This window comes from Actinosynnema sp. NPDC050436 (genome assembly GCF_040655415.1).
GTDB lineage: Bacteria > Actinomycetota > Actinomycetes > Mycobacteriales > Pseudonocardiaceae > Actinosynnema.
This window is the reverse complement of record NZ_JBFAJV010000001.1, coordinates 408,795-422,494: the sequence shown is the minus strand read 5'-3', so window position 1 is coordinate 422,494 and position 13,700 is coordinate 408,795. Positions and strand designations below refer to the sequence as shown.

General features: G+C 72.6%; 13 protein-coding genes. 6 read left to right on the top strand and 7 right to left on the bottom strand.

Features of this window, described 5'->3' with window-relative positions:
* The 5 genes from AB0I60_RS01765 to AB0I60_RS01745 all read right to left on the bottom strand — a co-directional run bounded on the left by AB0I60_RS01765 (position 1) and on the right by AB0I60_RS01745 (position 3,502).
* Positions 1 to 1,152: a hypothetical protein gene (locus tag AB0I60_RS01765; RefSeq protein ID WP_360725088.1), complete on the bottom strand. Its 1,152-nt coding sequence runs from the start codon at positions 1,150 to 1,152 to the stop codon at positions 1 to 3.
* Positions 1,153 to 1,598: 446 nt separating this feature from the next.
* Complete coding sequence (locus AB0I60_RS01760) at positions 1,599 to 1,739, bottom strand: hypothetical protein (RefSeq protein WP_360725086.1); 141 nt, start codon at positions 1,737 to 1,739, stop codon at positions 1,599 to 1,601.
* On the bottom strand, positions 1,712 to 2,233 hold the full coding sequence (locus AB0I60_RS01755) for a hypothetical protein (RefSeq protein WP_360725084.1): 522 nt from the start codon (positions 2,231 to 2,233) through the stop codon (positions 1,712 to 1,714). Before AB0I60_RS01755 ends, AB0I60_RS01760 begins: the two co-directional genes overlap by 28 nt.
* Before the next feature lie 261 nt (positions 2,234 to 2,494).
* On the bottom strand, positions 2,495 to 2,911 hold the full coding sequence (locus AB0I60_RS01750; protein WP_360725082.1) for a DUF3592 domain-containing protein: 417 nt from the start codon (positions 2,909 to 2,911) through the stop codon (positions 2,495 to 2,497).
* A 99-nt stretch (positions 2,912 to 3,010) separates the two neighbouring features.
* The gene (locus tag AB0I60_RS01745; RefSeq protein ID WP_360725080.1) at positions 3,011 to 3,502 is read right to left on the bottom strand and encodes a hypothetical protein; all 492 of its coding nucleotides are present in this window, start codon (positions 3,500 to 3,502) and stop codon (positions 3,011 to 3,013) included.
* Between the two features lie 735 nt (positions 3,503 to 4,237).
* On the opposite strand from AB0I60_RS01745, the gene AB0I60_RS01740 reads away from it, so the two are divergent.
* Both AB0I60_RS01740 and dnaE read left to right on the top strand, forming a co-directional pair.
* Positions 4,238 to 4,522 (top strand): hypothetical protein, encoded by a 285-nt coding sequence (locus AB0I60_RS01740; protein WP_360725078.1) that lies wholly within the window; start codon positions 4,238 to 4,240, stop codon positions 4,520 to 4,522.
* A 174-nt stretch (positions 4,523 to 4,696) separates the two neighbouring features.
* Entirely contained in the window at positions 4,697 to 8,257 is a 3,561-nt protein-coding gene (gene dnaE, locus AB0I60_RS01735; RefSeq protein ID WP_360725076.1) for a DNA polymerase III subunit alpha, read from the top strand.
* Between the two features lie 31 nt (positions 8,258 to 8,288).
* On the opposite strand, the gene AB0I60_RS01730 is transcribed toward dnaE, so the two are convergent.
* Positions 8,289 to 9,227 carry a LysR family transcriptional regulator gene (locus AB0I60_RS01730; RefSeq protein WP_360725074.1) on the bottom strand — a complete coding sequence of 313 codons (939 nt, stop codon included), beginning with the start codon at positions 9,225 to 9,227 and terminating at the stop codon, positions 8,289 to 8,291.
* 148 nt (positions 9,228 to 9,375) lie between these two features.
* On the opposite strand from AB0I60_RS01730, the gene AB0I60_RS01725 reads away from it, so the two are divergent.
* The 4 genes from AB0I60_RS01725 to AB0I60_RS01710 all read left to right on the top strand — a co-directional run bounded on the left by AB0I60_RS01725 (position 9,376) and on the right by AB0I60_RS01710 (position 12,767).
* Positions 9,376 to 10,017, top strand: coding sequence for a hypothetical protein (locus tag AB0I60_RS01725; RefSeq protein ID WP_360725072.1), 642 nt, complete (start codon positions 9,376 to 9,378; stop codon positions 10,015 to 10,017).
* A gap of 127 nt (positions 10,018 to 10,144) precedes the next feature.
* A complete protein-coding gene (locus AB0I60_RS01720) occupies positions 10,145 to 10,357 on the top strand; it encodes a hypothetical protein (protein ID WP_360725070.1) in 213 nt (70 codons plus the stop codon).
* A 197-nt stretch (positions 10,358 to 10,554) separates the two neighbouring features.
* Positions 10,555 to 11,094, top strand: a complete 540-nt coding sequence (locus AB0I60_RS01715) for a DinB family protein (RefSeq protein WP_360725068.1) — start codon at positions 10,555 to 10,557, stop codon at positions 11,092 to 11,094.
* 140 nt (positions 11,095 to 11,234) lie between these two features.
* Positions 11,235 to 12,767 (top strand): alpha/beta hydrolase, encoded by a 1,533-nt coding sequence (locus AB0I60_RS01710; protein WP_360725066.1) that lies wholly within the window; start codon positions 11,235 to 11,237, stop codon positions 12,765 to 12,767.
* 19 nt (positions 12,768 to 12,786) lie between these two features.
* Here the strand turns inward: AB0I60_RS01710 and AB0I60_RS01705 are convergent, their stop codons facing one another.
* Positions 12,787 to 13,647 carry an alpha/beta hydrolase gene (locus AB0I60_RS01705; protein ID WP_360725064.1) on the bottom strand — a complete coding sequence of 287 codons (861 nt, stop codon included), beginning with the start codon at positions 13,645 to 13,647 and terminating at the stop codon, positions 12,787 to 12,789.
* Between the last annotated feature and the right edge of the window lie 53 nt (positions 13,648 to 13,700).

Here is a 13,700-nt window from a genome sequence, read left to right as displayed (position 1 = left end):
CTAACCGGCCCGGACGATCACCGGCACCGAGAACGGGGTGCACACGGACCGGCGCAGGAACTGCTTGCGGCACGCCGAGACCGTGACCACGTACGCGGTCGAGGGGACCAGGTCGGGCAGGGTGAACTCGAAGCCGGCCGACTCCCGTTGGACCATGGCGCCTTGCCGGTCCCTCGGCCCCCAGCGGACGTTGAACGCGTCCGCCGTGCCGTACCGCCAGGAGATGCGGACGTCCGTGCCGTCGGCGCGGGCGTCGGTGACGCAGGGCCGGTCGTGCTGCTCGCAGGGCCCGCCCGGTGCGCGGTCCCACGAGTGCTTCCGTCCTCTGTGGACTTCCGGCTGCCCGCCCGGCGGGAACAGGACGGAGCCGCCCCGGAAGTTGAAGTAGGTCACCGATCCGGTGTCCGCGCCCTCCTCGGGCTCCCCGAGCGGTCCCGCCGGACCGCCGGTGGCCGTCCACGCGTGGAAGATGGGGGCGGGCATCAGGACCGGGCCGGCATCCGGCGTGACGTAGACGACGTCGTCCTTCGGGTGGATCGGCTCGTCCGGGTGCGCCCACGGGGTGTGGCGCACGCCGCCCGGCCCGACCAGGGTGTCGCCGGTCGGGCAGCCCAACTGGTCGCGTTCCCGCCATTCGCGCACCTCCTGGTCGACGGCGAACGGCGGGCACTCCGGCTTCACCGACCGGTTGTAGGTGATGGCGACGGCCAGCGACGCCACCGCTGCGCCGACCGCGACCACCACCGCCGCCGCGCGCAGCGCCAGGCCCGGCGAGGGCACCGGTTCGACCTGCGGGTCGCGGTGGGCCCGCACGATCGCGCGGGCGTTCCGGGACTGCCGGGCGAACCACCAGGCGCACGGCGGCCCGCACCCGACCACCGCGCCGAGCAGCGCGACCAGCCCGTCCACCTCGACCAGCGAGATCGCCGCGCCGGCCGGGCACACCACCGCGACCACCGCCGTGCCGACCCCGCGCACCGCCCACCACCAGCGCGGGGCGGTCAGCCACTGCCGCGCCCAGTCGGCGGACACCTGCCGGACGTCCGGGTCGGCCACCCGGCACCCGAGGCGCGCGGCCCGCAGCACCTCCCGGCGCGCGGCGAACCCGAGCTGCCACCACGCGACCTGCGCTCCCAGGGTTTCGGTGAGCACCGGTCTCCCGGCAACGGCGTCCGACGACCCGATCGACCCCACGGCGCCAAGTCTGGGCGGTCACCGCCCGGACCGCACTCGCCCGGACGGGCGTAGGGCGGTGCCGGGGTCCGGTCCGGTCGCGGCGACGACCGGGCCGGACCCCGTCCCTCCCCGTGGGCTGTGCGGCGTCGCGCCGGGGTGCGCCGCTGCGGGTGTCAGCGAGGCGGACTCGGTTTCGGCACGGGACGCTCCTCCACGTGGTCTGCCGTCCCTCGGCGGGTCCCGGGGACGGCGCAATCGTCACGTCACCGCGCACCGCAGGCAAGGTGCGCGAATCCCTTCGCACTCCAACGGATCAGCGTTCCGGCCGGAATTGCTCCGGTTCATCGGGGCCACTGCGACGTCCACCTCAGCGGCCGGTGGGTGCGTCCACCCACAACGGGATCGGGCGAACGGTGGCGGGCTCAGTTGCCGATCACGCGCTGCTGCGCCAACTCCGCGTACGCCTCGTCGAACTGCTCCATCGCCCGCGCGGTCCCGGTGCCGGGTGGGGGTCCACCGCCGGCTTGGAGCAGCGTCAGCCCGTCGACCAGGTCCTTGCCCACGGCGGCCACCCACGGCAGGGGGCCGCCCGACGGGTGCAGGTGTCGTGCGCGGCGTCGGCCCAGCCCACCGACTGGAGGGTGACCAGCCTCGTGGACACGCCGGCGGTCGAGGCATCGACGAAGGACTGCGTGGCCGCCGCCCGCAGTTCGGCCCGCCAGGCGGGTGTGCCCGCGCGGGCCGAGGCGCCCAGCAGGGCCAGGCCGTTGACGACCCGGTCCCCGAAGACGTCACGGCGGCTGACGGAGATCTCGGGGCGGTACGCCCAGTCGAAGGCGATCCCGCACTGCGGGCACACGCCGGGGTCGGGGAAGGGGTCGAAGATCCACTCGACCTCGACGGAGCAGGTGCAGACGACGTCCGGGACGTAGGGGTTGGTCCACTTCTTCCAGCAGATCTCCCGGGTGGTGAACGCCTCGGCCGGCGGGGCGAGCACCACCGCCGGCAGCAGCGCGATCGCGGCGGCCAACGCGGACCGGGATTTCGTCCGTGACATGGCTTCTCCTGCCTCCGTTCGTGGGAGATCCGGGCAGCTCGCGGTCGAGGGGGGACCGCGAGCCGGGCCGGGTCGTGCGGTACGTCGCCGCGTCCCACGCGGATCTGGCAGCCGTTCGCCGGTGACTGTCGGTCATCGCGCCCCGGGTCGGCCGGCAGGGTCGAAGAACCGAACGGATCGTGCTCCCGCCGTGGGGCCGATCGGTCCAGCGATTCGCGGTGAGCGGGACCGTGCCGGGTTTCGCCACGTTCGGGCGGGGCGCTACTCGGGTCGGCGTCGGGATGCCCACGCCCGGAAGTTCAGGTAGAGCCCGCCGAGGGCGACGACGCCCAACATGCCGCCAGTGACCCAGTGCGCCTGGTCGTTGTCGGCCAGGGCGGCGTCCACCACGCGGCCGTCCTCCAGGTCGTAGCGGACCGTGACGCGGTCTCCGGGGTGCCGGGCCGGGCCGTTCTCCGACAGGGTCGCCTCCTGCCGCGCGCCGTCGGGCAGCGCGTACTCGACCCGGACCGAGAAGCTCTTCCCCGACCGGATCCTCTCCTGCACGGTCCCCTCGGTACCGGCCCACGACCGCTGCTCGGCCGACGACCGGATCACGAGCACCAGTCCCGCGATCGCGCCGACCAGCACGACCCCGGCCATGAACCGGCCCGTCCGCGACTTCAGTGAATTCGCCACCACGCCTCCTTCTCCCGCTCATCGCCGCGCCGCGTCCAAATGTGACAGTCGCGGAGCAGGGGTTCGGTTCCACCGCAGGCGGAACCGAACCCCCGTGCGTTAAGGCTGGTAGGGCTGCGGGTAGGGCGGCTGCGCCTGCGCGCGGCGTCGGCGTCGGCGGACGACCACCGCTGCGGTCATGCCGATGATGAACAGGACCACCATGACGACGACCGCGATGACGGTTCCCGCCCCGGAACTGCCCGAAGGCTGCACCTTGCGCGGCCCGAACACCCTGTCGAGTTCGGCCGCCGTGGCGGATCTGACCTTGTCGTTCACCACCACCACGACCCGGTCGACCTCTTCCGGGTAGGTGTCCCGGACGAGCCGGAAGATCGCCTCCCCGTCATCGGTCTGCCGGTCGGTCCGGTAGGCGGTGACCGCCGGCGTGTCGAAACCGTTGCGGGTGTTGTGCTCGACCGAGACGCTGGTGTAGCCGTCGTCCTGGACGCGGTTCCTGAGGTCGCCCAGTGCGGCGAGCGAGGCGCACCCCGCTGCGACCAGGACGCAGAGCAGGACGCCCAGCAGACGTCCACGGGCACTGTGTTTCACGATTCCCCCTTGGTTGACGCGCCGGGGAGCACGGGAAGACCGCACGTCGTCCCGCCGGCGGAGATCGGGTGTGGGTGGATCCGGTCCGGGCGCTCAGCAGGCGCCGAACCGGCTTCCGGGTCCGGCGGACCCGGGAGTCCGTGCGGAGATCAGACCGGCGACGCGGTGCCGATCCGGTCCGGGGCGGGCACCGCGCGGCCGGTCCGGGAATAGGTCGGCGACGCGGTGTCGGCACGGCGGAGGGCGTCCTGCGGTCGGCGGACGCCGGAAACCGCTGCGGGAGCGGGAAGGGGTGCGGGGAGCATGGCGGGGTCCTCCGGTTCCTGGTGCGAACCGAGGTCTCCCCGACCACCGGAGCGGTGGTGCCGCGACCGGGTCGCCGTGGAGCGACCGGAATGACGATCACGAGCCGAGCGGGTACTCCCCTCTGGGCGGGAATTGTGGCCCACCACCGTCGTAGTGGTCAAAGTGACGCCGGTTGCCGAGTGGCCGCGTGCCGAGGGCGCGGAGCCGGGGCCCGCGCTGACCGCGATCCTCGCCGAACCCGGGATCGCGCTCCCGGGGTGACCCGTGGGATCAGGGGGTGATCACCATTCCACGGGACGCGGCGGAATTCGTCCGTGCCGGATCGCGGTGCCGACGCGGAGATCGCAACAGGACCTCCCCTGAATCGGTGCCGACCATTGCCCGAAACGGCCGTTTCACGCCGGGGGCCGGGCTGTCAGGATCGCGTTCATGAAACCACTCCTGCTCTCGGCAACCGTCTTCGCGGCGTTGTTGCTCCCGGTGGCGTCCGCTTCTGCGGCCGATTACACGGTGCCCCGTTCCGCCACCCAGATGGCCAGCGCGCGCAGCAGCAGCGCCGCGATCGAGGGTGCCGGCGCGCTGGCGCGCGGCGCGGTCCTCGCGGACGGCATCGACTGCGTCGGCTGGCGGTACGCCATCGTCAAGTTGGAAGAACACCCGAGCGTGGTGCTGTACACCGCGACCGTCCGGGCGAGCGCGATCTGCGTGGCCTGACCCGACCCGGCACGCGTCCTCGACGACCCGGGTGTCGTCCCGCGAGGGCGGGGGAGCCATTCCCCGTGGGTTGACAACCGCTGGTTGTCAACCCACGCGTGTCGTTTGTTTGCCGTTCTCCGGTCATTTCGCTGGGATGGTGCCGGTCAATCCAGCGAAAGCACCGGGGGAGTCGTGTCGTCGTCATTCGTCCACCTGCACGTGCACACCGAGTACTCGATGCTCGACGGAGCGGCGAAGATCGGGCCGTTGTTCGACGAGGTGTCCCGGCTCGGGATGCCGGCCGTCGGCATGACCGACCACGGGAACGTGTACGGGGCGGACGAGTTCTACCAACTGTCCCGCAGTTCGGGCGTCAAGCCGATCATCGGCATCGAGGCGTACCTCGCGCCGGCCGGCAGGCACCACCGCAAACCGGTGTTCTGGGGGCGGTCCGGGCAGCGCGGCACCACGGACGAGGGGGTCGGGGGCGACGTTTCCGGCGGCGGTGCCTACACCCACATGACCATGCTCGCCGAGGACGCCACCGGTCTGCGCAACCTGTTCGCGCTGTCCTCGCTGGCGAGCCTCGAAGGGCACTACCGCAAACCGCGCATGGACCGCGAGCTGCTGGCGGACCACGCGACCGGGATCATCGCCACCACCGGGTGCCCGTCCGGCGAGGTGCAGACCCGGTTGCGACTCGGGCAGCACGCCGAGGCGGTCGCCGCGGCGGCCGACTACCGGGACATCTTCGGCCGTGGCAACTTCTTCCTCGAACTGATGGACCACGGCCTGCCCGTCGAGCGCTCGGTGCGCGAGGGGCTGCTGGACGTCGGCCGCCGGCTCGGCCTGCCGCCGCTGGCGACCAACGACTCCCACTACGTGACCCGCGACCAGGCGGAGACGCACTCGGCGCTGCTGTGCGTGCAGTCCGGCAAGACCCTCGGCGACCCGACCCGGTTCAAGTTCGACGGCGACGGCTACCACCTCAAGCCGGCCGAGGAGGTGCGCGCCTACTGGGACGCGGAGGTGCCCGGCGCCGCCGACAACACCCTGCTGGTCGCGGAACGGGTGCAGTCCTACGCCGAGGTGTGGGAGCACCGCGACCGGATGCCGGTCTTCACGCCGCCCGACGGGCACGACGTGGACTCGTGGTTCCGCGCCGAGGTGCGGCGCGGCCTGGAGTGGCGGCTGCCCGGCGGCGTGCCCCCGGAGTACGTCGAGCGCGCGGCGTTCGAGGTCGACGTGATCGTGCAGAAGGGCTTCCCGGCCTACTTCCTGATCACCGCCGACCTGATGGCGCACGCCCGCGAGGTGGGCATCCGGGTCGGGCCCGGCCGGGGGTCGGCGGCGGGGTCGCTGGTCGCGTACGCGCTGCGCATCACCAACCTCGACCCGATCGCGCACGGCCTGCTCTTCGAGCGGTTCCTCAACCCCGAGCGCACGTCCATGCCCGACATCGACATGGACTTCGACGACCGCCGCCGGGGCGAGATGGTCCGCTACGCCACCGGGAAGTACGGGGCCGACCGGGTCGCCCAGGTCATCACCTTCGGCCGGATCAAGACCAAGGCGGCCATCAAGGACGCCGCCCGCGTGCACTTCGGTCAACCCGGCTACGCCATCGCGGACCGGATCTCCAAGGCGCTGCCGCCGCCCGTCGCCGCCAAGGACATCCCGCTCGGCGGGATCGTGGACCCGGGCCACGAGCGCTACGCGGAGGCCGCCGAGGTGCGGGCGCTGGTCGAGTCCGACCGCGAGGTCGCCACGATCTTCGGCACCGCGCGCGGACTGGAGGGCCTGATCCGCAACGCCGGCGTGCACGCGTGCGCGGTCATCATGTCGTCGGAGCCGCTGGTGGACGTGATCCCGCTCTGGCGGCGCGACGACGGCGCGGTGATCACCGGGTGGGACTACCCGTCGTGCGAGGCCATCGGCCTGCTGAAGATGGACTTCCTCGGGCTGCGCAACCTCACCGTGATCGGCGACGCCATCGACAACGTCGAGGCCAACCGGGGCGAGGTGGTGGACCTCGACCGGTTGGGCACCGACGACCGCGCCACCTACGCCCTGCTCGCCCGGGGCGACTCGCTGGGCGTGTTCCAGCTCGACGGGGGCGCGATGCGGGAACTGCTGCGGCGCATGGGGCCCACCGGTTTCGAGGACATCGTCGCCGTCAACGCCCTGTACCGGCCGGGGCCGATGGCGATGAACACGCACAACAACTACGCCGACCGCAAGAACGCGCGGCAGGCCGTCGAACCGATCCACCCCGAACTGGCCGGACCGCTGCACGACATCCTCGCCGAGACCCACGGCCTGGTGGTCTACCAGGAGCAGATCATGCAGATCGCGCAACGGGTCGCGGGGTTCTCCATGGGCCGCGCGGACGTGCTGCGCCGCGCGATGGGCAAGAAGAAGAAGGAGGTGCTGGAGGAGGAGTTCGAGGGGTTCCGCGACGGCATGCGCGCCAAGGGTTTCTCCGACGGGGCCGTGCAGGCGTTGTGGGACACGGTCCTGCCGTTCGCCGGGTACGCGTTCAACAAGTCGCACGCGGCGGGCTACGCCCTGGTCGGCTACTGGACGGCCTACCTCAAGGCGAACTACCAGCCGGAGTACATGGCCGGGCTGCTGACGTCCGTGGGGGACAACAAGGACAAGTCGGCGGTCTACCTGGCCGAGTGCCGGCGGCTGGGCATCAAGGTGCTGCCGCCCGACGTCAACGAGTCGTCGCTGCGCTTCGCCGCAGTGGGCGACGACATCCGCTTCGGCCTCGGCGCGGTGCGCAACGTCGGTGCCCACGTGGTCGACTCGATCATCGCCACCCGCCGGGAGAAGGGCGGCTACACCTCCTTCTCCGACTTCATGGAGAAGTCCGAGCTGGTGTGCTGCAACAAGAGGGTCGTCGAGTCGTTGATCAAAGCGGGCGCGTTCGACTCCTTCGGCCACGGCCGGCGGGCGCTGCTCGACGTGCACGAAGAAGCCGTCGACGCGGTCGTCGGCCTCAAGCGGCAGCAGGCCATGGGGCAGTTCGACCTGTTCGGCACCAACGACGGGCAGGATCCCGACCCCGGGACGTCTCCGTTGGCGCACCTCAGGTTCGACGCCGAGGAGTGGCCGCGCGAGCAGGTGCTCGCCCACGAGCGGGAGATGCTCGGGCTCTACGTCTCCGCGCACCCGCTCGACGGCACCGAGCACGTCCTGCGCCGGGCCGCGCCCCGGTCGATCGGCGCGGTGCTCGCCCACCCGCCGCGCGAAGGGGAGCTGGTGGTGTCCGGGATGATCTCCGCGCTGGAGCGCCGGGTCAACAAGAAGGGCGAGACGTGGGCGATCGCCACCGTCGAGGACCTGGACGCCTCCGTCGAGGTGCTGTTCTTCCCCAAGAGCTACGGCGTGCTGGCCGACGACCTGGTGGAGCACGCGGCGGTCGTGGTGAAGGGCCGGGTGAACTGGCGGGAGGACAGGATGTCCGTCTTCGGCTCGGACGTGGCTCCGCTCGACCTGGGCAGCGTCCGACCGGACGGTGGCGAGCCCCCGCTCGTGCTGGCGGTGGCGGTGGCGGCGACGTCGGCGGACAGCGTGCTGGAGCTGCGCTCGACCTTGCAGTCGCACCGGGGCCGCACGCCGGTCCACGTCGTGGTGGGCAGCGGCGACCGCGCGGTCACGCTCGCCGTGGACGACTACCCGGTGTCGGTCACCCCGGCGCTGCTGGCCGAGCTGAGGTCCATCGCCGGGGTGCGCGTGACGCCCTGAACCCGAGCCGGGCTGTGCCGGGCCGTGAGCGTCAGCGGAGGAACGCCGCCCGGTCGCCTTCGGGCAGCCAGGCGCCGGCGAGGTCGCGCGCGCGGAACCGCCTGCGGACGTGCTCGACCAGGTCCGGCAGCAGGGCGTGCCCGTTGTCGGGGTGCCACAGCACCGACCACGGGTAGGCGGGGAACGGCGGCGTGATCGCCACCCGCACCACGTCGGGGTGGTCCGGCACCCGGCACTGCTCGCCGATGAACCCGATGCGGTCGGTGTCCGCCGCGATCCCGCCGACGAAGTGCTCGTAGCCGAAGTTCGGCCCGGTGGTGTCGATCCGCACGCCGAACGCGGCGCTCACCTCGTCCCAGAACTCGGCCCACTCGCTGTCCGGCGCGTTGCCCGGCATCCACGCCGTGGCACCGGCCAGCTCCGCCATGCCCACCCGGTCGCGCCCGGCGAGCGGATGGCCCCGGCCCACGACGACGAGCGTGCGCTCGACGTGCGCGGGAATGCCGCGCACCCCGTCCCCGACGGCACCGGTCAACCGGGCGAACGCCGCGTCGATCGCGCCCGCCTTGAGCGCCGGGCGGGCCGCTTGCAGCCCGGTGGACGTGACGATGTCGACGGCGGGCCGGTCGGCGGCGGCGTAGAACTCGCGCACCAGGTCGGCCGACGCCAACCGGGTGTCGAGCACGTCCACGCGCAGCGGCCGGTCCCGCCCCGACAGCGCGACCAGGGCGTGGTCCGCAGCGGCCAGCAACGCCCGCGCGTGGGGCAGGAAGACCTCTCCCGCGCGCGACAGCCCGGTCCCGGCGCGCAGGCGCGACAGCAGCACCGACCCCACCGTCGACTCCAGCCTGGCAACCCGCTTGGACACCGCCTGCTGCGTGATGCCCAACTGCGCGGCAGCCTCACCGAAGTGCCGGTTGTCCGCGACCGCCACGAAAGCGCGCACCGACCCGAGGTCCAACTCCGCCATCCACGCCTCCCCGGCCACCGGTCGACCCGCACGCGCCCCCAGGTCGGCGGCCACCCTAACAACCGCCGACCCCCGCGCCGCTCGCCCGGGACGGTGTTCCGGCCGTTGTGGGAAGATCGGGTGTCATGACGACGAAGCCGACTTCGCCATGACGGACGACCGCACCGCGCCGTCCGCGAGACGGATCGACGTGACGCGCCTGCCTGCGGACGTCGTGGCGCTCATCAACGCGCTGAGGCCGGGCGAAGACGTGATCGTCACGCGGGACGGCAACGCGATAGCGACGATTTCGAGCGCCTATGACGGGCTGGACGACGCCGTCTCCGCACCCGGCCGTCCGGACGAGACCGCGCAGCGACCGGCGGTGGCGTACGACGACGTGACCGTCGTGGCCACGGCGATGAAGCTGCCGGCGTCCGCCCGCGCGTCGCTGTCGGCCGAACTCGGCCCGGACTACATCGTGCTCGACCTGGACGCGGCCCCGAAGACGGCCGACGTGCTGCTGGTGCCGCCGATCAGCCCCCAGCTGATCGGACACCTCCGCGCCCTGTTCCCGAAGGCCCGCGTCATCGTCACGGACTTCGAGGACAGGGCGTCGGGCATCAGCTACCCGGGCCCCATCCGCCGACTGCTCGACGCGGGCGCGGAGACGTACCTGGCCGCCACGGCGATTCCCCGCCTGGCGAAGCAACTCGACCACACGATCACCCGGCGCGAGGAACTGGCCGGAGGCCCGGCACCCCACCTCGAAATCGAACCACCGCGCGACACCGTTCCGCTGCCTGAATGAGAGCTTGTCGGCACCCGGCACCCGGCACCCGGCACCCGGCACCCGGCACCCGGCATCCGGTCGGCTGCGGGGAGGACGCCGGGCAGGCAGTGCGCTGATCCGCTGGGGCGTGATCCGGGGAGTACGGGTGGGGAGGCAGGCGGTGGGCGGCGTGGACGGTGTCGAGGTGGTCCGGAAGCCGGGTGGCTACCTGCTCGTGGCGGAGGAGTCGGTCGACCTGAGCCTGGGGAAGCTGTACGGCGGGGTGCTCTGCGTGGAGGCGTCAAGCACGCCGACTGAGCCACAGCCGCTCCAGGCGGCGTCTGGTGTTCTCCGGTTGAGTCGACGCCGCGTGCGGTAGCGCGGTAGGATGCTGTTGCCCGCTCACCCACAGCGGTGTGTGCGTCGAGTGTCTCGACGTTTCGGCTTCGTCCGCCTCTCGGACGGGTCGCCTCTTCCCGGAACCCCGCGTTGAACCGCGCCCTCGTCACCGACCGCACCGGTCGGACGTGACGAGGTGCGGGTTCGAGCGCGCGCCACAAGAACGGAGCGGAACCCTTGAGCACCACCAGGATCACCAATGGCAGCGAGCGCACGATCATCGAGGACATGCTCGACCGGAACCGGGAAGCCCTCATCAGTACCGTGCGCGGCCTCTCCGAGGTCGACGCCCGCCGCCGGCTCGTCGCGTCGCTCACGACGCCGATCTCCCTGCTCAAGCACGCCGCAGCCGCCGAGCGGATCTGGTTCCAGCGGTTCTGGGCGGGGTTGGACGAGTCCGCGTGCGACGGCTACTCGAAGCGCGACGAGGGCACCTTCTCGGTCGACGACGACGAGACCCTGGCCGACGTGATCGCCGAGTTCGAGCGCGCGAGCCGCCGGTCACGGGAGATCGCCGCCCGCTTCGACCTGGACGACACGCTCGACATCCCGTCCGAGGGCACGATCAGCATGAGGTGGACGCTGCTCGCCATGGTCGAGGAGTTCGCCCGGCACGCCGGGCACGGCGACATCCTGCGCGAGCAGCTCGACCGGGCCGTGCAGCAGCCCGTGCCCGGCGGCACCGCTCGGCCCGCGGCGGCGGGGCGTCCGGCGTAGGGGAGGGGCTGCCGCCGCCCGTCACCGGGGCGTCCACCAGGGCACCTCACTCCTGCGGATGAGTCCGTTAGGCCGATTGTGCCCGTTTGCGCACTCCTGAACACTGCGTGGGCTTGATCAGGGAGTTCAGGAGGAAGCCCGTGAGAACGACGTCCCGGACGTTCGGCGTCCTGGTTGCGGCAGTCGCGCTCGTCGCGGGGATGACGACGACGGCTTCGGCCGCGCCGGAGGGTGACTTCCGGCCGGCCCCCGTCGACTGGTCGCCGTGCCCCGAACTGCCCGAGGTCGAGTGCGGCACGCTGCGGCTCCCGGTGGACTGGTCCCGGCCGCGCGGCGCGAAGTTCGACCTCGCGCTGGCCAGGCGCAAGGCGACCGATCCGGCCAAGCGCATCGGCAGCCTGGTGATCCACCCCGGCGGCCCCGGCACGTCCGGCGTCGAGTTCGCCTTCGCCGCGCCGGGCTGGTTCAGCCCGCGCCTGGCGGAGCGGTTCGACATCATCGGCTTCGACCCGCGCGGCGTCGGGCGCAGCAGTCCGATCACGTGCTCGGCGGACCTGGTCGCCCGCAGGCCCTCGACGTACCCGACGACGCAGGCCGGGTTCGAGGCCCTCGGCCGGTACAACCGCGACCTGCTCGCCGACTGCCGCGCGCGCAGCGGGCCGGTGGTCGACCACGCCGACTCCCGGTCGGTGGTCGAGGACATCGACGCCCTCCGCCGCGCGCTGGGCGAGCGGAAGATCAGCTACTACGGCCTGTCCTACGGCACGCTGGTCGGCCAGCAGTACGCCGAGCGGTACGGCCGCAACCTCCGGGCCATGGTCGGCGACTCCAACCTGGACCACGGCACCGACGCGTGGAAGTTCAACGAGGGCACTGCGACCGCTTCCGAGGACTCCTTCCGCGAGTTCGTGCGGTGGTGCGACACCACGGTCACCTGCGCGCTGCACGGCCGGGACGTCGGCGCGTTCTGGGACGACCTGATCGCCCGCGCCGACCGGGGCGAGATCTCCGAACCGGGCGACCCGACGCGACCGGTGACGGCCGACCAGATCGTCGACTACGCGCTGCTGTCCTTCTACGACCCGAGCTGGACCCAGCTCTCGCACTGGCTGGTCGCCCGCGCGGAAACGGCCACCGCCCGGCCCGCCGACGCTCCCGGGGCGGCCCGGACCGACGAGGTCGTGGCGTTCCCGTTCATCCCGACGTTCTGCCAGGACTGGCAGATCCGGCCGCGTTCCCTGCGCGAGTACACGAGCCTGCTGCGCCGCGCCGACGAACTCGCGCCGCACATGTCGCGGGCCTTCCTCGGCCACCAGGTGCGGCACGGTTGCGTCGGTCTGCCGGACGCGACCAACCCGCAGCAACGCCCGCGTTTCGACGGTGCGCCGAAGGTCTTGCTGCTGAACAACCTCCACGACCCGTCGACCGGCTACGGCTGGGCGAAGTCGCTGCACCGCCAGACCCGTCCCGACACCGTGCTGCTGACCTACGAGGGCTGGGGCCACGGCTCGTACATCCGGACGGACTGCGTGCGCGACACGGCCGACCGCTACCTGATCTCACTGCGCACCCCAGCCGACGGCACCCGGTGCGCGCCCGCCGAATCGCCCGAACTGCCCATCCCGACGTCCGCGAGGACGACGGCACCCCGCCCCGTCCGCACCGGGTGGTGACCCCGGGGCGGGGAACCGGTCACGCGCCCGGTGAACCGCCCCGCAGGTCGAGCATCGCAGCCGCGACCTCGTCGGCTGCGGTGTCGGGCAGCGCGGTGGCCGCGCCGTCCAGGACGAGCAGCCGGGCGCCGGGGATCTGGGCGGCGAGCGCCTCGCCGTTGCCGGCGGGGAAGAAGCGGTCGTCGCGGCCGTGCACGACGAGCGTCGGCACGGCCACGTCGGCGAGCCGTTCGCGCCAGCGCGGTGTGCAGTCGAGCCGCGCGAACACCATCCCGAGCTGGTTCGCCGCGTGTGCCGCAGGGGTGCCCGGCGTGGTGCGGTCCCAGATCCGGCCCGCCCGCACCCGCGCCTGCTCCGGGTCGTCACCGAGCCGCACGGCCCGTTCGGCGGCGAACGCGGCGACGGCGGCCCGGTCGTGCCAGTCCGGCATCGTGAGCGAGAAGACCCCGCTCATCGCCTTCGCGTCGTGGTCGGGCAGGTCGTCGTCGACGGGGCCCGGCGCGACCGGGCGCGTGCCGACCAGGGTCAGCGCCGAGAACACCGCCGGGTGGTCGAGCACGGCGACCTGGGCGACCATCCCGCCGACCCCGATGCCGCCGAGGTGGGCGGTGGTGGCCCCGAGCGCGGGGACGAGCGCCGCCGCGTCCGAGGCGAGGTCGCGCAGCGTGTAACCGGGCTGCTCCGGGTCGACGGTCGTGGAGCCGCCGCAGTCGCGCAGGTCGTAGCGGACCACGCGCCGCCCACCGGCCGCGAGCCGCTCGCACAGCGCGTCCGGCCAGGACAGCATCGTGGTACTGCCCGCCAGCAGCACGAGTGGGTCGGTGTCGCGACCGAAGGTCTCCACACCGATTTCGACGTCGTTGGCTTTCACCGACAGCATGGGTCACCGTAGCAAGCGCCCCGTGGCGCGGCGGGGTTTTCGGGTGGCGCAGG

Bases quoted from the DNA above. Each gene is read 5' to 3' on its own strand.
- AB0I60_RS01755 (WP_360725084.1), bottom strand. From the start codon at position 2,233: ATGTCACGGACGAAATCCCGGTCCGCGTTGGCCGCCGCGATCGCGCTG.
- AB0I60_RS01740 (WP_360725078.1), top strand. From the start codon at position 4,238: ATGAAACCACTCCTGCTCTCGGCAACCGTCTTCGCGGCGTTGTTGCTC.
- AB0I60_RS01730 (WP_360725074.1), bottom strand. From the start codon at position 9,227: ATGGCGGAGTTGGACCTCGGGTCGGTGCGCGCTTTCGTGGCGGTCGCG.
- AB0I60_RS01725 (WP_360725072.1), top strand. From the start codon at position 9,376: ATGACGGACGACCGCACCGCGCCGTCCGCGAGACGGATCGACGTGACG.
- AB0I60_RS01705 (WP_360725064.1), bottom strand. From the start codon at position 13,647: ATGCTGTCGGTGAAAGCCAACGACGTCGAAATCGGTGTGGAGACCTTC.